The sequence below is a fragment of the Burkholderia sp. LMU1-1-1.1 genome, assembly GCF_040675865.1.
Taxonomy (GTDB): Bacteria; Pseudomonadota; Gammaproteobacteria; order Burkholderiales; family Burkholderiaceae_D; genus Rugamonas.
Genome location: NZ_JBEGHG010000045.1, coordinates 438885 through 460013, shown reverse-complemented (window position 1 = coordinate 460013; position 21129 = coordinate 438885). Strand labels below are relative to the sequence as shown.

Here is a 21129-nt window from a genome sequence, read left to right as displayed (position 1 = left end):
TTATGGGGTTGTTCTGCGCACGTAATCCCGTGGCGAACACCCCATCACTCGCTTGAAGGCCGTGCTGAAGGCGCTTTCCGATTCATAGCCTAGCGACGGCGCGATCACCGAAATCGGCGCACTGGTGTTAAGCAATTTATCTCCCGCCAGTAGCATGCGCCAGCGCGTCAGATACTCCATCGCCGAAGCCCCCACCATTGTCTTGAACCTCAGCGCGAAAGCCGAGCGCGACATCCCGGCGCGCTGCGCCAGCGCCTGCAGCGTCCAGCGATGTGCCGGCTCCGCGTGCATGGCGCTGAGCACCGCTCCCATCTGACGATCCGCCAGCGCGAAGAGCCAGCCCACGCCCGCGTCCACGCCTGCGGATTTCGCGCCCTCCTCCATGTGCAGCCGCAGCGCCAGTATCAGCATCATGTGCGCCAGATGCTCGGCCATCAGCGAGCTGCCGGGCCGCTGTTCATGCAGCTCCTGGATCATGCGCGTGACCGACCACAGCAGTGCCGCTTGATCCGCCTCCTGCCGCAGATGCACGACCGGCGGCAGCATCGCCAGCAGGATGTCGCCATGGCTGTGGCCGAGGAAAAAGCGGCTGCCGACCATCAGGCAGCCGCCACCGCCGTTGTGCCGGATGACCCCGGCGACGCGCGGGGCCGCGAACACTTCCGCTGAATCGGTCGCCGGCAGCGATAGGTCGCTGCCCATCACAAACGGGCGTCCGCCAGGTAGCAGGAAGCAATCGCCGGCCTTCAACAAATTCGGTTCGGCGACGCCATCGACGGCCAGCCAGCATTGCCCGGAGACGATCGAATAGCATTTGATGCCAATATTGGGCGGATAGCGGACCGCCCAGTCGCCGCCGGCGTCGAAGCCGGCCGATACATAGCTGCGCGGCTTGAGCAGCGCCAGGACATCGGAAAGTGGATCCATGGAATTTGGACGAATGCGAAGATAACATGGACTTTATAGCATGGATCGGATTTCGTACCGGTTCTATCATGGCCACCTTAGCTATCCAGGGAGATGATCATGCGGGTATTTGTGACCGGAGCGACCGGCTTTGTCGGTTCCGCCGTTGTGGAAGAATTGATTCAAGCCGGGCACCAGGTGCTGGCGCTGGCGCGCGGCGACGACGCAGCGGCCAGGGTGGCGCTTGCCGGCGCCGAGGCGCATCGCGGCGATTTATCGGCGCCGGCCACCCTCGCGGCGGCGGCGCAGGCCTGCGACGGCGCGATCCACACGGCGTTCATCCACGACTTTTCGAACATGGCCGCATCGGCCAGGATCGACCTGGCGGCGATCGAGGCGATCGGTGCCGCACTGGCGGGCTCCGGCAAGCCGTTCGTGGTGACGTCGGCGATCGGTGTGCTGGCGGCGGGCCGGCCCGTAGCGGAGCACGATGCGGCCATACCGGGCTCTGTCGGCGCGTACCGCGTTCCTTCCGAACAGGTCGCGTTGGCGCTGGCCGGGCGCGGCGTGCGCGCGTCGGTGGTCCGCCTGCCGCCGTCGGTGCATGGCGACGGCGATCATGGCTTTGTGCCGGCGCTGATCGGCATCGCGCGCGAAAAGGGAGTGTCGGCGTACATCGGTGACGGAATGAATCGCTGGCCCGCCGTGCATCGGCGCGATGCGGCGCGGCTGTACCGGCTGGCGCTGGAAGACGGCGTGGCGGGCACGGCTTATCACGGCGTGGCGGAGGAAGGCGTGGCGACGCGGCAAATCGCCGAGGTGATCGGCAGACGGTTGAATTTGCCGGTGGTGGGGTTGTCGGGAGAGCAGGCGGCCGGGCATTTCGGCTGGCTGGGGCGGTTTTTTGGCACCGATTGGCTGGCGTCGAGCGAGGCGACACGGCAAGGGTTGGGGTGGGCGCCGGCGCATCCGGGATTGCTCGAGGATCTGGACCGCGCGGCGTATTTCAGCGATTGACCTCACCCGAGGATCCACGTAGGGCGGATTAGGCGGAACGCCGTAATCCGCCATTGCATGCGCCGTCGAAACGCATACATGGCGGATTACGCTGCGCTAATCCGCCCTACGTGCCTCCGAGGTATTTGAAGGTCATCGGTGCAAGGATCAGGCGGTGTCTTTCTTTGGCGCGCTGCCTGGCGCCGTCCGCGCCGCGACCTGGTTCATGCCTTCCAGATGCATACGCAGCCATTTGTGCGCCGGGCTGCGCGCATCGCGTTCGTGCCACAGCATGTCCAGGTGGACCGCCGGCAGCTGGAACGGCAATTCCTTGGCGATCAACGCATCCGTCATGCCCGTCGAGGCGATCAAGTGACGCGGCAACACCGTGATCAGATCCGAGTTCGCCACCACACGGCCCGCCGTGAAGAATTGATTCACCGTCAGCAGAATCCGCCGCTCGCGCTGGATTTGCGCCAGCGCCTCGTCGACCAGGCCATGCGCGCGGCCCGAAAAACTCACCAGCAGGTGATTGGCCTTGCAGTAGTTGTCCAGGTTCAGCTCGACCTTGGCCAGCGGATGGTCGCGCCGCATCACGCAAACGTAATGCCCGGAATACAGCCGCTCATGGCGGATCGGCGAACCCGTCTCGTACGACAGCTGCGCCGCCACACCAGGGAAGAAGCCGACCGCCAGGTCGATGTCACCCCGCAGCAGCATCGGTCGTGGTTCGCGCGTGGTCAGCGGCACCATGCGCACGTTCACGCCGGGCGCTTCGCTTTCGATCGAGCGCATCAGCGATGGCAGCCAGAAGGCGGCGGTGGCGTCGGCCATGGCCATGCGGAAGGTCGCGTGGGCGGCGGAGACGTCGAAGGTCTCCGGCGCCACCGCCGCCTCCAGGCTGGCCAGCGCGCTGCGCACGGACGGCCACAGTGATTCGGCGCGCGGCGTTGGCTTGACGCCGTAGGCGGTGCGTATCAGCAATTCGTCGCCCAGGCTCTCGCGCAGACGCTTGATAGCGTTCGAAACAGCGGGCTGGGTCATGGCCAGATGGCCTGCCGCGCGTGTCAGATTTTGTTCTGTCATCACGGCGTCGAAGACGCGTAACAAATTCAAGTCCAGCGTCAAAAAGCTCATGTTGGCTCAGGTAGTATGAAAATAGGATAAGACAGTATCGAGAAATACAGATTTCTCGTCAAGGATAAGCTTTGCCATTCACTAAACGAATAATTGTTATCGTGGAAGTAAATTGGATACTTATGCTGCGCTGCACTATAGTTACACTGATTCTAAATGCACCGGTCTATCATGTCTACCATCATCTCAGTACTGCAAGCTCTTTCGTTCATCACCGCCATACAGCTGGCGCTGGCCGCCGTTGTCACCGTGGGCCTGCTGGTTTTGTTCAAACCGCTGCTGCGCGGCTGCGCGCGCGCCGCCGTGCTGATCGTGAAGCCGAAGTTGACCAAGGAAGAACGTCTGCAGCGCCGCCAGATGCGCGATGCGATGATGCTCAAGCGTATGCTTAACACCAGCGAATGCGGTGCGAGCCATGCCGCCGAGCTGCGCGCGATGGCTTCGCGCGCTTAAGATTACCCCGCACGGCCATGCGGGGTCGGACCCATCGGGTCCGACCCCTAAGCGGTGACGCAAGCGTATCGCTAAAAGTATGCGGGTTTGGTTTTAGCGCTCGCCCAGCAGGGCGGGCTTGAGCGAGCTGTCCACCGGCTTGTCGCCCAGCCAGATACGCAGCACGGCGTTATAGAACGCCACATCCGGCATCAAATCCCCCAGCTTTTTACCGTTCAGATAGCACTGGGTGCCCTCGCCCGGTATCCAGTCGAGCAGCATCTGGTCGCCTTTTTTCAGCGTTTGGATCTGCGCGAACACTTCGCCGAACTTCATCGTCTGCGGCAGGATGCGGGTGCGCTCGATCTTGTCGGTGTTGGAGCTCAAGCCTTCCATGAAGGCCTTGCCGAAGTCGTCCGAGGTGACGTCGCGCAGCATGATGATGCTGACGCGGCGCGGGCCGGTGGCGCCGAGCACGTCGGGAACGGTGGTTTTCTTTTCGGCCAGGTACAGCGCGGCCGCATACACCTTGAAAATGACCTTCTTGCGCAGGCCGGCGCCGTTCAGCTTGAGCTCCTTGCCGGCCACGGTGGCGATGTCGTCGAACTTGGCGCCGGCCACCTCGACAGTGGCGAACGCGGGCGGCTGGACGCAGGCGGCCATTACGGCGCCTGCCACCAGGCTCTTGATGAGTTGTCGGCGTCGCATGGCGGTCAAGCCTTGGCGGCCTGCAGGTGCTCGTATTTGGCGCGCAGCTGCTCTTCGGTCTCGCGCCAGGCGGGATTGAAGGGGATGCAGCTGACCGGACAGACTTGCTGGCACTGCGGCTCATTGAAGTGGCCGACGCACTCGGTGCATTTATCCGGATTGATTTCGTAAATTTCCGCGCCCATGTAGATCGCGTCGTTCGGGCACTCGGGCTCGCAAACGTCGCAATTGATACAGTCGTCGGTGATCATTAAGGCCATGACGGAACTCGCTTATTCGGTCTGGGTGGCTGCGATTTTCTTTTGCAGCCAGCGGTCGACCGATGGGAAAACAAACTTGGAGACATCTCCGCCCAGGACGGCGATTTCGCGCACGATGGTGCCGGAGATGAACTGGTACTGGTCGGACGGCGTCAGGAACAGCGTTTCGACGTCCGGCAGCAGGTAGCGGTTCATGCCCGCCATTTGGAACTCGTATTCGAAGTCGGACACGGCGCGCAGGCCGCGGACGATGACGCGGGCATCGTGCGCGCGCACGAAATCCTTCAACAGACCGGAGAAACTCTCCACCTTCACGTTCGGATAATGGCCCAGCACTTCGTTGGCGATGGTCAGGCGTTCTTCCAGTGAAAAGAAAGGTTTCTTGTTCTTGCTGTCGGCGACGCCGACCACCAGCGTGTCGAACAGACCCGATGCGCGACGCACCAGATCTTCATGACCACGGGTCAGCGGATCGAACGTTCCTGGATAAACAGCTACTACCATTGCGGCTCCCTGCAGTGCACCAATATAGAACGCGCATTATGCCTGAAAAACGATGTCTGCCTTAATATCGGGCAGTTTAGGGAGAATAAGTAGCAATTAAATAGCAACTGAGTTGTTACTAAGCCACTAATTCCTTCAGCTTGAGCAAATGGAAGAATACCATTCCCGCCTTGTCGGCGCGGATCACTTCCCACTGGGCCATCCAGTCCGGCGTCGCTTCCGCTTCGAATTCCAGCGCCGCGCCGGACTCGGCGTACACCAGGCCGCCCTCTTTCAAGAGTCTTGTGCACTGCGGCAGGCAGCGCTCCAAAAACTCTTGCTGATACGGCGGATCGAGGAAAATCAGGTCGAATTTCTGGCCGCGGGCGGCGGCCGACTGCGCAACCGCCAACGCGTCGCCGCGCATGATCTGCACATTGTCCGCTTTCAGCTTGGTCTTGATTTCATCGAGCTGCCGCACGACCGGCACGTTGGAGTCGATCATCATGACCGACTTGGCGCCCCGGCTGGCCGCCTCGAAACCGAGCGCGCCGCTGCCGGCGAACAGATCCAGCACCTGCGCATCGGCCCAGTTGGCATCGCGCTGGTGGTTGATCCAGTTGAACACCGTCTCGCGCACGCGGTCCGGCGTCGGCCGCAAGCCTTGCGCGCTCAATACCGGCAGCGGAGTGCGTTTCCACGCCCCGCCGATGATGCGCACCTGGTTGCTGTGCTGGGGACCGTGGACCGGGACTTTTGCGGGTTTTGCGGCTTTGCTTGCTGGCTTCTTTGGCATGTGGCTGTGTTCTAAGTCATTGATTCAACAGGGTCCACTATACCATACGGGCTTGCTGGCGCTGGTCAGCGGGCCTCCGCCGCCAGGCTGCGGAAGTCGTTGATCCAGCCTTGCATGCGCTTCTGCGCGTGCGCCTTTTGCTCCGGCGTGGCGATCTTCACCACCGTCAAAATCAGCTGCAAGCTACCCTGCTCGGAAGCCTCGAAGAACTGTTTGTGCTCGGAGTTCTCCAGACGGTTGAAGGAATCCTTGATCAGCGTATTGATGAGCGGAATGGTCGCCTCCTTGCTCAACTTCTCCTGCTGTACCTTGCGCACCAGGGTCAGGATCGCGTTTTGGCGGCGCTTGCGCTCGTTCAGCCAGATTTCATTGTCCAGCGGGCGGGCGTCGGAAGCCTTGCGGATCTCTTCCTCCTGTGCCTTCGAGAAATTGCCGAACCACAGCTCGAACTGCTCCATCGATTTCTTGTAGCGGAATTTCTGCTGGGCTTCCTTGTCGCCCTTCATGTTCTTCTTGCGGAAGTCGTCGAGGTTGGAGGCGAACTTCTTCTCCAGCGTGTCGATCTGGTCCGGCTCTAGCGAAGTCGCCAGGCCGGCCAGTTCCGGCGCCGCCTTCAGCAGCAGCTTCTGCGTGCGGCCTTTGATATCGTCGTAGTCGGCTTGCAGGTCGGCGGCCGTCAGGTTGCCGGCCAGCTGCTTCTGCCCCGTTTGCAGGATATGCACGTAGTCGTTCAACTGGGTCTTGCGGTGCCAGCTGAACAGCTTGTCGATCTCCTTCTGCACCCAGCCTTTTTGATCGGAGGTCAGATCGACGTAACCGTCCAGCCACCAGTACAGCAGTGTGTCGCCATTGTTATAGGCCAGGCGTAGCGAACTGCACGCGGCCAGCACGGTCATGAGCGCAATCAGGAAAAGGCGGCTTAGCGTTCGGTTACCGTTTTGGGACATGTTAGACTTTTGCATTTACTCACTCACTCTATCTGGCTTCTTATGAACGTCGTTATTCTCGCCGCGGGTATGGGCAAACGCATGCAATCCGCGCTGCCCAAGGTTTTGCATCCACTGGCCGGCAAGCCATTGCTCTCGCATGTGCTCGATACCGCGCGCAGCCTGTGTGCCAGCCGATTATGCGTTATTTACGGACATGGGGGCGCTGCCGTGCAGGAACTGTTGGCCAAGCAGCCAGAAAAGGTCGCCACCGCCCTCCAGGAGCCGCAGCTGGGCACCGGCCACGCTGTCATGCAAGCGCTGCCGGAGCTGGACGACAGCGTGCCGACCCTGATCCTGTACGGCGACGTGCCGCTGACGACGAGCGCCTCGCTGCAGGCGCTGGTCGACGTCGCCGGCAACGACAAGCTGGGCATCCTGACGGTCGAGCAGGACGATCCGTTCGGCCTGGGTCGCATCGTGCGTGAGGGAGGCGAGATCGTCCGCATCGTCGAGCAGAAGGACGCCACCGACGCCGAGCGCGCCATCAAGGAAATCAACAGTGGCATCATGGTCGCGCCGACCGCGCACCTGAAGCGCTGGCTGGGCGCGCTCAAGAACAACAACGCCCAGGGCGAGTACTACCTCACCGACATCGTCGCGCAAGCGGTGGCCGACGGCGTGCGGGTGGTCTCGGCGCAACCGTCGGCGCAGTGGGAAGTGGCCGGCGTCAACAGCAAAGTGCAGTTGGCCGAGCTCGAACGCATCCACCAGCGCAACATCGCCCTCAAGTTGCTGGAACAGGGCGTGACCTTGATGGACCCGGCGCGCATCGATGTGCGCGGGGAATTGATCTGCGGCCGCGACGTCACCATCGACGTCGGCTGCGTGTTTGAAGGCAAGGTCGAGCTGGGTGACGGCGTGCGCGTCGCCGCCCACAACGTCATCGTCAACGCCCGCATCCTGGCCGGCGCCCAGATCAAGCCCTTCTGCCATATCGAAGAGGCGGTGGTCGGCGAAGTCTCGATCATCGGCCCGTACGCCCGGCTGCGTCCGGGCACGGTGCTGGCCGAGGACGTCCACGTCGGCAACTTCGTCGAAATCAAGAACGGCCAGGTCGCCGCGCACAGCAAGGCCAACCACCTGGCCTACATCGGCGACGCCACCATCGGCTCGCGCGTCAACATCGGCGCCGGCACCATCACCTGCAACTATGACGGCGTGAATAAGTCGCGCACGGTCATTGAGGACGACGCCTTCATCGGCAGCGACAGCCAACTGATCGCCCCGGTCACCGTCGGCAAGGGCGCCACCCTGGGCGCCGGCACCACCCTGAGCAAGGACGCGCCGGCCGGCAAGCTGACGATTTCCCGTCCGCGCCAAGTCACGATCGAAAACTGGAGCCGTCCGGTCAAGAAGCCAAAATGAGGTGATGTGGACAACCATGTGGATATCCACTCGAACAAGCCGGGATAACTATCCCGGCTTTTTTATTTGTGGATAAAGATGTGGAGAAGCCTGCTGATAAGCCCTGAAGAACCCGGGTATAAGCAGGGGAAAACACCGGAACAACTTCATCCCGGTGAGCGCCGGTGATCCGCAAAGCCGCACTCAGCCGTGATGTCAGCCATGTTGTGGATAAACCTGTGGGAAATCATGTGAGTAACGCAGGATAACTTTTAAATGTGGATAAAGCTGGGTATAAGCGAGTGCAAAGCCCCTGAACAAGCTGTGCAAACACTGGGAAAAGTCCAGCAAAGAAAACAGAGATGTGAACAACCCTGTGCACAAGCAAGGGAGAAACGGAGGACAACCGTTCAAACCGCAATCCGCGTCTCAAACTTACTCCGAAACGTCGAAAAATATGCCTTCACATTCCGCACATTGGTCCGTGTCGCAAACAACCGATGCGCCAGCGCATGATAAGCAGGCATATCCGCCACCTGCACGATCAGCACGAAATCCGGCCCGGGCGCCACGCGATAACACTGCAGCACCGCATCCTCCCCCGCCACATGCGCCTCGAACTCCGCCATACGCTCGGCCGCCTGAACATCCAGCGAAATCTCCACAATCGCCGTCAAGCTCGGCCCCACCTTCTCCGGCGCCACAATCGCCACCTGCCGCTGGATAACCCCGGACTCCGTCAACTGCTTGACCCTGCGCAGACAGGTCGGCGGCGATACATGGACAGCCAGCGCCAGCTCGCTATTGGTTTGCGACGCATCAACCTGCAGCACGTTGAGAATGCGACGATCTATCTCATCCATAAAATTTTCCCGTCTAAATGAAATAATATTTCATGATATCGAAGTGATGAAAGATTATTTCAGAAGATGAGTCAATAAGAAAGCATATTTCACAGAGGCTGCTCTACGATGGCCTCCTAACTTAACAGAAGAGGTTTTCTATGTGCGGCATCGTCGGCGCGGTAGCGCAACGCAACATCACCCCGATCCTGATCGAAGGCCTCAAGCGCCTGGAATACCGCGGCTACGACTCCTGCGGCGTCGCCCTGCACGTCGACGGCCAACTGCAACGCTCGCGCAGCACCTCGCGCGTGGCCGACCTGGAAAAGCAGATCGACGAAGCGCACATGAAAGGCTTCACCGGCATCGCCCACACGCGCTGGGCCACGCACGGCGCCCCCGCCTCGCACAATGCCCACCCGCACTTTTCGCCCTCGGCCGACCAGGCGCGCATCGCCCTGGTCCACAACGGCATCATTGAAAACCACGACGAACTGCGCGCCGAACTGACCGCGCTCGGCTACGTCTTCCAAAGCCAGACCGACACCGAAGTGATCGCCCACCTGGTCGACCACATGTACAACGGCGACCTGTTCGACACCGTCCAGCACGCCGTCAAACGCCTGCACGGCGCCTACGCCATCGCCGTTTTCAGCCGCGAAGAGCCGCACCGCGTGGTCGCCGCCCGCCAGGGATCGCCGCTGATCGTCGGCATCGGCCAGGGCGAAAACTTCGTCGCCTCCGACGCCATGGCGCTGGCCGGCACCACCGACCAGATCATCTACCTGGAAGAAGGCGACGTGGTCGACCTGCAACTGGGCCGCACCTGGATCGTCGACGCCGACGGCAAGCCGGTGCAGCGCGAAGTCAAAACCGTGCAGGCGCACACCGGCGCGGCCGAGCTGGGCCCGTACCGCCACTACATGCAAAAGGAAATCTTCGAGCAGCCGCGCGTCATCGGCGACACGCTCGAAGGCGTCACCGGCATCATGCCGGAACTGTTCGGCGACGGCGCCTACAACGTCTTCAAGCAGATCGACCGCGTCCTCATCCTCGCCTGCGGCACCAGCTACTACTCGGGCCTGACGGCCAAATACTGGATCGAATCGGTCGCCAAGATCCCGGTCAACGTCGAAATCGCCAGCGAATACCGCTACCGCGACAGCGTGCCGCATCCCAATACCTTAGTCGTCACCATCTCCCAAAGCGGCGAAACGGCCGACACGCTGGCCGCGCTCAAGCACGCGCGCAGCCTCGGCATGGAGCACACGCTGACCATCTGCAACGTCGCCACCAGCGCCATGGTGCGCGAATGCAAGCTGGCCTACATCACGCGCGCTGGCGTGGAAGTCGGGGTCGCCTCGACCAAGGCCTTCACCACGCAGCTGGCGGCGCTGTTCCTGCTGACGCTGTCGCTGGCGCAAATCAATGGCCGCCTCACCGACGCCGAGGAAGCGCAGCATCTGAAAGCGATGCGCCACCTGCCGGTCGCGATCTCCGCCGTGCTGGCGCTGGAGCCGTTGATCATCGCCTGGGCCGACGATTTCGCGCGCAAGGAAAACGCCCTGTTCCTCGGGCGCGGCATGCACTACCCGATCGCGCTCGAAGGCGCGCTCAAGCTCAAGGAGATTTCGTATATCCACGCCGAGGCGTATCCGGCCGGCGAGTTGAAGCACGGCCCGCTGGCGCTGGTCACCGAGGAAATGCCGGTCGTCACCATCGCTCCGAACGACGCGCTGATTGAGAAGTTGAAGTCGAACATGCAGGAGGTGCGCGCGCGCGGTGGCCAGCTGTACGTGTTCGCCGACGTCGATTCGCGCATCACCTCCGGCGAAGGCATCCACGTGATCCGCTTGCCGGAGCATTATGGTTTGCTGTCGCCGATCCTGCACGTGGTGTCGTTGCAGCTGCTGGCGTATCACTCGGCGCTGGCGCGGGGGACGGATGTGGATAAGCCACGGAATTTGGCCAAGTCGGTGACCGTGGAGTAAGCGCGGAACCGTCAAGCTGAGTGTTGAATCGAGACAATAAAGTCCGTCGGGTTTTTTGATGCCAATGAGTGAATATTCCCTACTCAATAAAATCTTTATATTTCAAAGTGTTACGTGATTTTTCCTAGGAAAACAAACTCTTCTATTTACCACACGCAGACTGTTCCGCAAAAACGCCAACCCGTTCCACCGGTTGGCGTTTTTTTTGCCGAACAAGATAGCTCGGCAACCTGTCACAAACCGGTCGGGGCAGCCGTCTTACAGGTATGGGAGACGCACAGGGCGTCACCCATTACCTTGACAGGCCCGAAGCATGAAAACGTCACCGATCTCACGCGACTATTTCGAGGCGCGCGAGAGCGACTTGCCAATTGCCGATGCACGTCCAGCCGACAAGGAGATGGCGCGGGTGCTCGGAACCACGCCATTGCGCATGACCTTGGACCAGTCCGGCGCCGGTATCGCCCATTGGAAACATGATCCCTTGCACGACGTCGTCGGCCCCATGATCCACCACGTCGTCATGGCTTACAACGGCACAGTGCAGCGCATGCAACGTCGGTCGGGAAGATCGACGGCGATTGGAACGCTTCGCCCCGGGGTGGTGATCATCATTCCGCAAGCCTCAAGCTCCCGATGGGATATCCCGAAACCTGTCGATATCATTACGCTCTATCTTCCGCATGCATCGCTCGCGCGCATCGCCGACGAAGCCGGGATCGCCGCTCCGGTCGAACTGCTCGAGCGCACCGCGCAGCCCGATCCCATCACATCGCGCTTGCTCTTGAGCGTGTCCGATTTCCTGGAAGGCAATGAGGCTCTTGATACGCTGTTCAGGCAGCAACTGATAGACCTGCTGGCCACGCGGCTGCTGGCCGCGCACATCGGCTCACCGGCAACGGTTCAGCCGATCAGGGGCGGGCTGGCGCCGAAGGCCCTTCGTCGCGCGATCGAACGCCTGCGTTCGGACAACGACGCCGACGTTTCGCTCGCGGCGCTCGCAGCGGAGGCCAGCCTGTCGCGGTTTCACTTCTGTCGCGCCTTCAAGGAAAGCACCGGGCTTGCGCCTCATGCTTGGCTGCGCCAGCACCGGCTCGAGCAAGCCATGACCATGCTGCGGGACACCGACGCATCCGTCATGTCGGTTGCGGCGGCGCTTGGCTATGCCTCGCAAACCGCCTTTGCCGCCGGGTTCCGCAAACTCACCGGCGAAACGCCGAGCGAATGGCGCCGGCGCGCGCGTTAGCAGCAATCGCGCTGCAACGAGGTCAATCGCGATGGAGCGCTCGCGTGTGCGGCTAGCTACATTATGGCTGTGCCCATCACCAAAGGAGTAAGTCATATGCGACTCGTCATCATAGGGGCCGGCTTTGCCGGCATGTACGCCGCGCTTTCCGCCGCCCGCCTGCGCGATATCCGGGGCGTTACACCGGAGGAACTGGAAATCGCGCTGGTATCTCCAGAACCGACGCTGGTGGTCCGCCCCCGGCTCTACGAACCGAATCCCGAAACCCTCACCGCGTCGCTGTTGGAGCTGTTCAATGCCACCGACGTTGTGTATGTGCAAGGCCGCGCCGAGACGGTCGACGCCAACTCCCGCACCGTAGGCATCGCGACCCGGGAAGGGGGACGCAAGTCGCTCTCCTACGACCGCCTCGTCGTGGCTTCGGGTAGCCGGCTGTTTCGTCCGAACATACCCGGTCTCGCCGAGCACAGCTTCAGCGTCGACTCGCTCGACGACGCGCTCGCCCTCGACAAGCACGTGCACGGCCTGGCCGGCCGTCCCGCCACGAACGGGCGCGACACGGTCGTTGTGGTTGGCGGAGGCTTCACCGGCATCGAGGCGGCGACCGAAATCCCGGCGCGGCTGCGCAGGATACTCGGCAACGATGTCCAGACCCGCGTCATCATCGTCGACCGCAACAATGTGATCGCACCCGACATGGGCCCCGATTCCCGCCCCGTCATCGACGACGCGCTGCGCAAGCTCGGCGTGGAGACACGCCTCGGCGTCGGCGTCGCCTCGCTCGACAAATCCGGCATCACCTTGTCCAGCGGCGAACACATCGGGACCGAGACCGTCATTTGGGCGGCGGGCATTCGCGCCGCCCCGCTGAACGAACAAATCACCGCTGAGCGCGACAATTCCGGCCGGCTGCTGGTCGACCGCGACCTGCGCGTGCCGGGCGTTCCAGGCGTCTTCGCCACCGGCGACGCCGCCCGCGCCGCCTGCGACGACGAAGGCAACTTCGCATTGATGTCTTGCCAGCACGCCACGAGGATGGGCGCTTTTGCCGGTAACAACGCCGCAGCCGAGCTGCTCGGCGTGCCGACCAAACCCTACCACCAGAAGGCCTACGTCACCTGTCTGGACCTCGGCGAAGCCGGCGCGCTGTTCACGCGCGGCTGGGAGCGCAAGGTGGAGATGGTCGGCGAGGTTGCCAAGAAGACGAAGCGGGAGATCAACACCGTCTGGATCTATCCGCCAAAGGCCGAGCGCGCCGCCGCGCTGGCGTCGGCCGATCCGGAGCGGGTCACCGACCTGTGAACCTGTCGCCCGCATAAACGGCGCTCGTTTCAACACGCATCAAACCATTCGCAACATTCAACAGGAGATGAACATGAATCAAATGGTCAGCAATATTCAGGCGCCAACAAAAAAGAGCCCGATCAAACGTGATACGCATACCGACATGGGTTTAATCAATGCGCCACAGGAGCTGGTGCCGTCGCGTTACGCGTTAAGGCTCGGCAAGCTGGACGTGCTGGTCATCAGCGACGGAGTGCTGCCGTTACCCACCGCGACGATGGCCACCAATGTCGCCGAAGCCGACCTGGCAATCTGGCTGGACGATCATTTCATGCCGCAGCAGACGTTCGACTGGCCGTTGAACGTGATGGTGGTGCGCAGCGGCGACCAGACCATCCTCATCGACGCGGGGCTGGGAGGTCAGTTCCCGGGCTTCCCGCGAGCCGGGCAGTTTCCGCAGCGCCTGGAGGCCGCCGGCATCAGCCTGGAATCCGTGACCGACGTGATCATTACCCACATGCACATGGACCACGTTGGCGGGATGCTCGTCGATGACGTGAAAAACCGGCTGCGTCCGGACGTGCGCATCCACGTGGCCGCCGCCGAGGTCAAGTTCTGGACGTCGCCCGATTTCTCCCACACGGCCATGCCGAAGCCGGTGCCGGATGTGCTGCGCTCAACGGCCGCCAGCTTCTATGATGAATACCGCAGCCGGATTCGGATTTTCGACGACACGTACGAAGTCGCGCCGGGAGTGATCGTGCGTCTCACCGGCGGCCACACACCTGGTCACAGCGTGGTCGATCTGGAATCCGATGGTGAGCGGCTGATGTTCGCCGGCGACGCCATGTTTCCGGTCGGGTTCGAGCATCCAGAGTGGCAAAATGGCTTCGAACACGACCCAGAGGAGGCGGCTCGCGTACGCGTGCGCCTGTTCCGGGAACTGGCGGAGAACGGCGGGCTGCTCGTGGCCGCCCACTTGCCGTTCCCTTCCGTCAGTCGGGTTGCCATCGACGGCGACGCCTTCCGTTGGGTGCCGGTGATCTGGGATTACTAACCGCCAACCCGCCGCTTCACGGGGCGAATGGCAACATCATCTATCGCCCCGGCCTGGACGCCACGATAGAAAAGACCGCAGAGATTGACAGACTGGCGGCCACGCACAGCATTGAGGCGGTTAACGCTTTGGCCATCGAGACCGAGTCGGGCGATGCTCCTGCCACGGCGAAGAAGATGCCCCCCATGACAGCGACGCCAAGCGCTGCGCTGATCTGTAAGGCTGAGTTCGTGATGCCGGCAATCATCCCGGAGCCGGTTGCCGGAGCCCGATTGATGACAGAGCGCACGAGTGTTGGCAGCGCCCATCCTTGACCGAAGCCCAATAGCCCCACTGCAATGACCAGCGGAATCTGGGCGGGCATTCGGGCAGGCGCGGAAGCGACGATGACCGCCAGGATTACGCAGCCGACGACTTCGAGCATCATGCCGATGGCAGGAACGAACCTGCCGAAAACGCGTATCGCCAGCGGCGTCGTCAGCGGGCCTATGAAGGCGCCTATGCCGAAGGGCAGAAAGACCAACCCCGTTTCCAGAGGACTCAGCCCGATTGCCGATTGGAGATAAACGGAGAAGACCAGGAAAAAGGCAGAGACGACATAGAAGAAGAGCACACCTACGAGGCCACTCATCAGCCCAGGCAACTTGACCAGCTCAACGCTGACGAGCGGGACCCCGCCTCGACGGGCATAGGCCTTTTCGTACTTCCAGAAGCAAACGCCAGCGACAGGGGAAGCGATGAGCATCGCGCAGGCCCACCACGGCCAACCGAACTCCCGTCCCTCGACCAGCGGAACAATCAACAAGGCGAGCGTAAGGGCACACAGCAGCATGCCGGTTTTGTCGAGCGGTGCCGGATGATCGCCGCGTACGTCGGGCAGCAACGGGAACCCGAAAATCAGGACGGCCGCGACAACCGGCAGGTTAATCAGAAAAATGATTCGCCATTGCAGGTGAAAGAAGTCTGCGGAGATCAACGCACCACCAAGCGCTTGCGCGGCCACCGCTGCCAGTCCGACAGCGGCACCGTACAGGCCCAGCGCACGTGCACGCTCTTGCTCCGGAAACAGCGCGTGGATGGACGCCAGCCCTTGTGGCGCCATGGCCGCCGCACTCAGGCCTTGAAGGATACGACCGACGATCAGCAAGGCCGGTGAAGTGGCCAGACCGCACAATACCGAGGTCAGTCCGAAGCCGCTGATGCCAATAAGGAAGATTTTGCGTCGGCCATATAGGTCACCGAGTCGACCACCGGTAATGAGGAAGACCGCATAGGCTGCGGCATATCCGGAAATAACAAGTTGTAGTTCCGCAGCGCTGGCATGAAGCGAGTTCTGGATGGACGGCAGGGCGACATTCACGATGAAAAAGTCCAGCGGGGGCAAGAATGCCCCCACCAGTAACACCGCAAAAGCCGACCAGCGCCGGGTGGCGGACGTCGTCGTTTGCATGGTTTCAGTGGAGAAGGCGTGGGTCATGCCGGAAGACCGAAGCGCTCCGTGCCTGCCACCGGGGCCCAATTTTTCAGCGGCGTTGCATAGTGCATCGTGAACCTGCGCTCGACGAATGCCCAGCGGCCGTTTCGTCGATCATAGATATCCTTGTACTGACCACTTACCTGCAACGGGCCCTGGTCGACGTCGTAGAAAATGCAGTCTGCCGCCACCGTTCCATGAGCGCTATCACCTTCCACGGTAATCAGCGCGTTGGCCATCCAGTGATGCATGTGCGGCATACGTTTCATGTTGACCTCAGCCTGCGCCAAGATGGCCTCCAGGCCCTCGGAGTTGCCATTCTGTCCAAGCAATAGGCGCGAGTCGGGATGCCAGAGGGTTGCTAGCAGGTCCATGTTCATTGTGTCGAACGCTTCCGCGTAATTGGCGATGAGTGCATCGATGGCGAAACGGCTTTCGATTGCGTCCAGGCGGGCTTCAAGTTCTTTTGACATCGGGAATCTCCTTGAGGAATGAGCATTTGAAAATGCCGACCCTGGGTGGGCCAGCTCGATAAGCGCCATGATGCTGCAAACAGATTTGTCGGTGAACTGCCATTCCTGTATATTCGGCGTACATTTTTGAACGGGGTTTCACACATGGAATGGAGCGACGTCCGAATTTTTTTGGCGGTGGCCCGCTCCGGTTCTTTGGGCGAGGCGGCCCGCAGACTCGGGGTAAGTCATCCGACCGTGGGTCGGCGGATCAAGGCGCTCGAAGATGAGGCGGAGCAGGCGCTCTTCCGCAGGACCAAGGATGGACTGGTACTCACGGACACCGGGGACGCGGTGCTGGCGCTGGCGGAATCCATGGAAAATTCCGGGCTGGCCATGGAACGACGGTTGGCGGGCAACCACGAACGTCTCGAAGGCGTGTTACGGATATCTTCAGCGGAGTGGTTTGCCGGCTATGTTCTGGCGCCCGTGCTGGCTGAATTAACGCGCCGCCATCCAGCCATTGTGCCCGAGGTGATCGCCAGTTACCGGCTGCTCGATCTGTCGCGTCGCGAGGCCGATGTGGCCTTCCGTATCGTGCCCTTCACGGAACCCGACATCGTTCAGCGCCGCCTGATGAGCATTCCGTACGGTCTTTACGGCTCGGCCGACTCCGCGCGCGCGATGCAACAGGATCCGGCTTCGGTCGGACTCATTCTGATGAATTCGGCGCAGTCGCACTTTCCCGATGTGGCCTGGCTGCTTGACCGGTTTCCACTGTCACGGCGTGTCTTCACCAGCACAAGCCGCGCAGTGCAGGCCCGGATGTGCGCGCAAGGCATGGGTGTGGCAGTACTGCCAAGGCCGCTTGGCGATGCAGCCTCCGGCTTACAGCGCATCGAGACACCCGAGCCGCCGCCAGGCAGGGATATCTGGGTAGGTTACCACCATGACCTGCGGCACATGGATCGCCTGCGGGCGCTGTTGGATATCGCCGATACCATGCTGTCGAACTCCGCCATTCCAGCCCGTTGACCAAGTCGCGCGCGTCACAGGGAACGCGCGCCATTGCCTTATGAGGGAGGCGACGCTTCTACTGGAAAGCTATTCTTCAGTGGCCGGTGTCAGGCAGTAGGCCTGACACACCCTACTCCATCAAGAGACCGGCGCCAAGCCGGTGGTCGACGAGCGGTGCTCCTTATCGGCGGCACTCCATGGACGTCACCGCTGAGCGTCGGCAATCCCGCCGTCCACCAGGCCGGCGCCCGCGCCGGCATTGCCGTGCCGTAGAAACGGTAGCAGATGACCGATGAACTGCTCGGGATTTTCCTCCATGACGAAGTGGCCGCTGTCGGCAATGATGGCGCCGCGCAGGTCGCTGGCGTTGCCCTGCATGGTCAGCAGCGGCGCGTCGTTCGTGGCGTGCTCGGCGCCCAGCGCCAGCACCGGCATGGCCAGGCGCCGCGTGGCGCGCGACAGGTTCTGGCGGATGGTCTCCGGGATGGCGCGGTAGTAGGCGAAGCCCGCCCGCAGCGCGCCCGGCGTGGCATAGGCGTCGGCGTAGACGTCGACGGCGACCCGGTCGCGGCGGTGCGACCAGCGGTCGAAGATGAAGCGCAGGTACTCGCGCTCCCTGCCCGCCGTCAGCATTTCCGGCAAGTCCGCGACCTGGTTGAACATGAAATGCCACAGGAAGATGTTGTCGGCCGGTGCCACGAAAATCGGCGGCGCCGGCGCCAGGCCCGGTATCACCGCCTCCGTCAGCGCCAGCTTCGTCACCGCCGCCGGATGGTCGCTGGCCAGCGCGTAGCCGACCCACATGCCGATGTCGTGGCCGACGACGTCGTAGCGCGCGTGCCCCAGCGCCGCCATGGCGTGGTGTAGCACGGAGGCGACCGCGCCGGTGTCGTAGCCGTCCGGCGGCCGGTCGGAGTGGCCGCTGCCGGGCGGATCGACGGCGATCGCCAGGAAGCCGTCGGCCGCCAGCGCGGTCATGACGTGGCGCCAGGCGTACCAGGTTTGCGGCCAGCCGGGAATCAGCAGGACCGGGCGGCCGGCGCCCGCCGTCACGCAGTGAATGCGGTGGCCGTCCACGCGCACGTAGTCGTGGTGGAAGTCGATGTTGCTTGATGGGTTCATGGGCTTGTCCTGTTGGTGTCAGTCGATGCCGAGCAGGCGCTGGATCTGTCCCGGCGCGACCGGGGCGCCGGCGAAATCATCGAAGATCCTGTCGGTGACGCGGATGATGTGCGAATTGATGAACGCGACGCCCTCGCGCGCGCCGTCGTCCTGGTGCTTGAGGCAGCACTCCCATTCCAGCGTCGCCCAGCCGGCGTAGTCGTACTGCGCCAGTTTGGAAAAGATCGCCTTGAAGTCGACCTGGCCGTCGCCGAGCGAGCGGAAGCGGCCGGCGCGGTTTTCCCATGACTGGTAGCCGCCGTAGATGCCCTGGCGCCCGCTGGGCCGGAATTCGGCATCCTTGACGTGGAACATGCGGATGTGGTCCTTGTAGATGTCGAGGTAGTCGAGGTAGTCGAGCTGCTGCAGCACGAGGTGGCTGGGATCGAACAGGATCTTGCAGCGCGGGTGCCGGCCGACCCGCTCGCGGAACATCTCGAAGCTGGCGCCGTCGTGCAGATCTTCGCTCGGGTGGATCTCGTAGCACAGGTTGACGCCCTGCTCGTCGCAGGCGTCCAGGATCGGCAGCCAGCGCCGGGCCAGTTCGTCGAACGCGGCGTCGATCAGGCCGGCCGGACGCTGTGGGAACGGGAACAGGTAGGGCCACGCGAACGAACCGGAGAAGGTGCCCATGTCCGTCAGCCCCAGCCGGCCCGACGCCTTGGCGGCCATTGCCAGGCGGGCGAGCGCCCACTCCGTGCGCGCCGCCGGCTTGCCGCGCAGTTCGGCGGGCGCGAAGCTGTCGCACAGCGCGTCGTAGGCCGGGTGGACGGCGACCAACTGGCCGAACATGTGGGTGCTCAGCTCGCTGATGACCAGGCCGTGGCCGGCCAGCATGCCGGCCACCTCGTCGCAGTAGGACTGGCTTCGCGCGGCCTGTTCGACGTCGAACAGGCGCCGGTCCCAGGCCGGCAGTTGCACACCCTTGAAGCCGAGGTCGGCCGCCCACGCGGCGATGGACGGCAGGTCGTTGAAAGGCGGCGCGGCGTCGCTGAATTGCGCCAGGTGCAGGCTGGGTCCCTTGATGGTTTTCATTGATGATCCGATACGGTTGAACGTCAAAGACTATTCTTTGTCGATCGACAAAGAATAGGATAAAACCCGTCCCCGGTCAAGTGCCGGGCGCGCCGGCGCGGGCGGGGCGGCGCCGGACGGGGTGGCCGTCGCTGGCGTTATACTGCGGGTCCGTGGTGTTTTTGCAGGAGTGGCGTATGGCTGGCAGGCCGAGGGAATTCGATCGGGATCTTGCCCTGGAAAGGGCCAGGGACGCGTTTTGGCAGCGTGGCTACGAGGGCGTCTCCATGGCCGACCTGGTCGCCGTGATGGGGATCGCGTCGGCGCGCATCTACGCCGCGTTCGGCTCGAAGGAGGCGCTGTTCCGCGAGGCGGTCGGGCTGTACGAAACCGGCGAGGGCGGCTTCGCCGCGCACGCGCTGCGGCAGGAGGAAAGCGCGCGCGCGGCGATAGAACGCATGCTGAGGGAGGCGGTGGCCGTGTACGCGCGCGACGCGCGCGGCTGCATGGTGGTTGCGGCGGGCGCCAATTGCGCCGCCGAGAACGATGCGGTGGCGGCCTGGCTGGCGGGCCACCGCCGCGCGCGCACGCAGTCGATCATCGACAAGCTGCGGGCGGCCGAACGGGCGGGGGAGCTGCGGCCGGGCACCGACGTGGAGGCGCTGGGCGACAGCTACGCGACGTTCCTGCATGGCTTGTCCGTGCAGGCCAGGGACGGCGTCGGCGAGGCGCGCCTGCTGGCGATGATTCCGGTGGCGATGGCGGCGCTGGACCTGGCCCGCCGCGAACGGTCCTAGCGCCGGCGCGCTTGGACCGGGAACGGGCACGCCAGGTCGACGCGCCATGACGCCCTTTCTCTCCCCGGCGATGCGTGCGTTCACCGACCGGGCTGCTGGGTTGTTCGGCAACGCCAAGTGGGAGTGATCGCAGCTTGCAGCTTATTTTTTGCTGACCTGACGCGCCGTATCGTAGTACTGCCACAGCACGTTGACGATCTTCCACTCGCCGCGCTGGTTTTTATACAGGTGCAGATAATCGATCCACTCATCGGCACTCAACTTGACGGTCGCCACGCGCTGGTCGATATCGAGGATCCTGATGTCCACCCGTGGCCGCTCCGGGAATTTCGTGCCATCCTTGTTGTAGTTCCTGGCCACCTTGAGCATGGTATCCATGTCGGTTTTCATGATGAATTCCGTGCCGTCGGCCGCCTGCCAATAGGTGCGTTTGGCGAGCTGGGGATCGAGCGCGCGTTCCATGCGGGCCGGATCGGGCTGGTGCTGCGACTCGATATAGTCGCGTACGGCACCTTCGATCAACTGGCTATCGGCGATCTCGGCTGCCTGCGCCGCCAGTGGCGATACCACGAACAACAAACACATTAGAAAGCGCTTCATAGACAACCTCGGTTAGTGTGGAAATCGTGGATAACAAGACGCGGTGAAGCCTGGCCACGCCTCCGCATGGAAAACACCCGGGGTTTCATCAACACCGGCAAGATCAAGTTCGTCAGCAGTTTTTCGCTCAAGGGGCCCGTCGC

22 protein-coding genes are annotated in these 21129 nt (G+C 62.6%); 9 read left to right on the top strand and 13 right to left on the bottom strand.

Going from position 1 to position 21129, the window contains the following annotated elements; all coding sequences use genetic code 11:
- A complete protein-coding gene (locus MRBLMU1_RS25455) occupies nt 1-927 on the bottom strand; it encodes an AraC family transcriptional regulator (RefSeq protein ID WP_363507587.1) in 927 nt (308 codons plus the stop codon).
- A 99-nt stretch (nt 928-1026) separates the two neighbouring features.
- Between MRBLMU1_RS25455 and MRBLMU1_RS25450 the strand changes: the two genes are divergently transcribed.
- Nucleotides 1027-1923 (top strand): SDR family oxidoreductase, encoded by an 897-nt coding sequence (locus MRBLMU1_RS25450; protein ID WP_363507584.1) that lies wholly within the window; start codon nt 1027-1029, stop codon nt 1921-1923.
- 147 nt (nt 1924-2070) lie between these two features.
- Here MRBLMU1_RS25450 and MRBLMU1_RS25445 read toward each other — a convergent pair whose 3' ends face one another.
- Nucleotides 2071-3039 carry a LysR family transcriptional regulator gene (locus tag MRBLMU1_RS25445; RefSeq protein WP_315222652.1) on the bottom strand — a complete coding sequence of 323 codons (969 nt, stop codon included), beginning with the start codon at nt 3037-3039 and terminating at the stop codon, nt 2071-2073.
- Between the two features lie 171 nt (nt 3040-3210).
- Between MRBLMU1_RS25445 and MRBLMU1_RS25440 the strand changes: the two genes are divergently transcribed.
- Nucleotides 3211-3492 carry a hypothetical protein gene (locus MRBLMU1_RS25440; protein WP_363507581.1) on the top strand — a complete coding sequence of 94 codons (282 nt, stop codon included), beginning with the start codon at nt 3211-3213 and terminating at the stop codon, nt 3490-3492.
- A gap of 93 nt (nt 3493-3585) precedes the next feature.
- Here the strand turns inward: MRBLMU1_RS25440 and MRBLMU1_RS25435 are convergent, their stop codons facing one another.
- The 5 genes from MRBLMU1_RS25435 to MRBLMU1_RS25415 form a co-directional block, all read right to left on the bottom strand.
- Nucleotides 3586-4179, bottom strand: coding sequence for a chalcone isomerase family protein (locus tag MRBLMU1_RS25435; RefSeq protein ID WP_363507578.1), 594 nt, complete (start codon nt 4177-4179; stop codon nt 3586-3588).
- 5 nt (nt 4180-4184) lie between these two features.
- On the bottom strand, nt 4185-4439 hold the full coding sequence (locus MRBLMU1_RS25430; RefSeq protein WP_090324202.1) for a YfhL family 4Fe-4S dicluster ferredoxin: 255 nt from the start codon (nt 4437-4439) through the stop codon (nt 4185-4187).
- A 12-nt stretch (nt 4440-4451) separates the two neighbouring features.
- Complete coding sequence (gene coaD / locus MRBLMU1_RS25425; protein ID WP_090324204.1) at nt 4452-4943, bottom strand: pantetheine-phosphate adenylyltransferase; 492 nt, start codon at nt 4941-4943, stop codon at nt 4452-4454.
- 118 nt (nt 4944-5061) lie between these two features.
- The gene (gene rsmD, locus MRBLMU1_RS25420; RefSeq protein ID WP_363507575.1) at nt 5062-5718 is read right to left on the bottom strand and encodes a 16S rRNA (guanine(966)-N(2))-methyltransferase RsmD; all 657 of its coding nucleotides are present in this window, start codon (nt 5716-5718) and stop codon (nt 5062-5064) included.
- A 65-nt stretch (nt 5719-5783) separates the two neighbouring features.
- Entirely contained in the window at nt 5784-6614 is an 831-nt protein-coding gene (locus tag MRBLMU1_RS25415; protein ID WP_363507572.1) for a DUF6279 family lipoprotein, read from the bottom strand.
- A gap of 93 nt (nt 6615-6707) precedes the next feature.
- Here MRBLMU1_RS25415 and glmU point away from each other — a divergent pair, with 93 nt between their 5' ends.
- On the top strand, nt 6708-8072 hold the full coding sequence (glmU, locus tag MRBLMU1_RS25410; protein ID WP_363507569.1) for a bifunctional UDP-N-acetylglucosamine diphosphorylase/glucosamine-1-phosphate N-acetyltransferase GlmU: 1365 nt from the start codon (nt 6708-6710) through the stop codon (nt 8070-8072).
- 389 nt (nt 8073-8461) lie between these two features.
- Here glmU and MRBLMU1_RS25405 read toward each other — a convergent pair whose 3' ends face one another.
- Complete coding sequence (locus MRBLMU1_RS25405) at nt 8462-8914, bottom strand: Lrp/AsnC family transcriptional regulator (protein WP_363507566.1); 453 nt, start codon at nt 8912-8914, stop codon at nt 8462-8464.
- Nucleotides 8915-9054: 140 nt separating this feature from the next.
- On the opposite strand from MRBLMU1_RS25405, the gene glmS reads away from it, so the two are divergent.
- The 4 genes from glmS to MRBLMU1_RS25385 all read left to right on the top strand — a co-directional run bounded on the left by glmS (nt 9055) and on the right by MRBLMU1_RS25385 (nt 14471).
- Entirely contained in the window at nt 9055-10884 is a 1830-nt protein-coding gene (glmS, locus tag MRBLMU1_RS25400) for a glutamine--fructose-6-phosphate transaminase (isomerizing) (protein WP_363507564.1), read from the top strand.
- A gap of 313 nt (nt 10885-11197) precedes the next feature.
- Complete coding sequence (locus tag MRBLMU1_RS25395; RefSeq protein WP_363507561.1) at nt 11198-12130, top strand: helix-turn-helix transcriptional regulator; 933 nt, start codon at nt 11198-11200, stop codon at nt 12128-12130.
- Nucleotides 12131-12226: 96 nt separating this feature from the next.
- Entirely contained in the window at nt 12227-13432 is a 1206-nt protein-coding gene (locus tag MRBLMU1_RS25390) for an NAD(P)/FAD-dependent oxidoreductase (RefSeq protein ID WP_363507558.1), read from the top strand.
- A 145-nt stretch (nt 13433-13577) separates the two neighbouring features.
- On the top strand, nt 13578-14471 hold the full coding sequence (locus tag MRBLMU1_RS25385) for an MBL fold metallo-hydrolase (RefSeq protein ID WP_363507626.1): 894 nt from the start codon (nt 13578-13580) through the stop codon (nt 14469-14471).
- Nucleotides 14472-14511: 40 nt separating this feature from the next.
- On the opposite strand, the gene MRBLMU1_RS25380 is transcribed toward MRBLMU1_RS25385, so the two are convergent.
- Together MRBLMU1_RS25380 and MRBLMU1_RS25375 are read right to left on the bottom strand one after the other, a co-directional pair.
- Nucleotides 14512-15921, bottom strand: coding sequence for an MFS transporter (locus MRBLMU1_RS25380; protein WP_414646117.1), 1410 nt, complete (start codon nt 15919-15921; stop codon nt 14512-14514).
- Nucleotides 15922-15944: 23 nt separating this feature from the next.
- The gene (locus MRBLMU1_RS25375) at nt 15945-16418 is read right to left on the bottom strand and encodes a nuclear transport factor 2 family protein (RefSeq protein ID WP_363507552.1); all 474 of its coding nucleotides are present in this window, start codon (nt 16416-16418) and stop codon (nt 15945-15947) included.
- Between the two features lie 144 nt (nt 16419-16562).
- Here MRBLMU1_RS25375 and MRBLMU1_RS25370 point away from each other — a divergent pair, with 144 nt between their 5' ends.
- On the top strand, nt 16563-17432 hold the full coding sequence (locus MRBLMU1_RS25370; protein ID WP_363507550.1) for a LysR family transcriptional regulator: 870 nt from the start codon (nt 16563-16565) through the stop codon (nt 17430-17432).
- Between the two features lie 186 nt (nt 17433-17618).
- On the opposite strand, the gene MRBLMU1_RS25365 is transcribed toward MRBLMU1_RS25370, so the two are convergent.
- Nucleotides 17619-18536, bottom strand: a complete 918-nt coding sequence (locus MRBLMU1_RS25365) for an alpha/beta fold hydrolase (protein ID WP_363507547.1) — start codon at nt 18534-18536, stop codon at nt 17619-17621.
- Between the two features lie 18 nt (nt 18537-18554).
- Complete coding sequence (locus MRBLMU1_RS25360) at nt 18555-19610, bottom strand: sugar phosphate isomerase/epimerase family protein (protein ID WP_363507544.1); 1056 nt, start codon at nt 19608-19610, stop codon at nt 18555-18557.
- Between the two features lie 176 nt (nt 19611-19786).
- Here MRBLMU1_RS25360 and MRBLMU1_RS25355 point away from each other — a divergent pair, with 176 nt between their 5' ends.
- Entirely contained in the window at nt 19787-20386 is a 600-nt protein-coding gene (locus tag MRBLMU1_RS25355; RefSeq protein WP_363507541.1) for a TetR/AcrR family transcriptional regulator, read from the top strand.
- Nucleotides 20387-20527: 141 nt separating this feature from the next.
- Here MRBLMU1_RS25355 and MRBLMU1_RS25350 read toward each other — a convergent pair whose 3' ends face one another.
- A complete protein-coding gene (locus tag MRBLMU1_RS25350) occupies nt 20528-20986 on the bottom strand; it encodes a nuclear transport factor 2 family protein (protein ID WP_363507538.1) in 459 nt (152 codons plus the stop codon).
- Nucleotides 20987-21129: the final 143 nt, after the last annotated feature.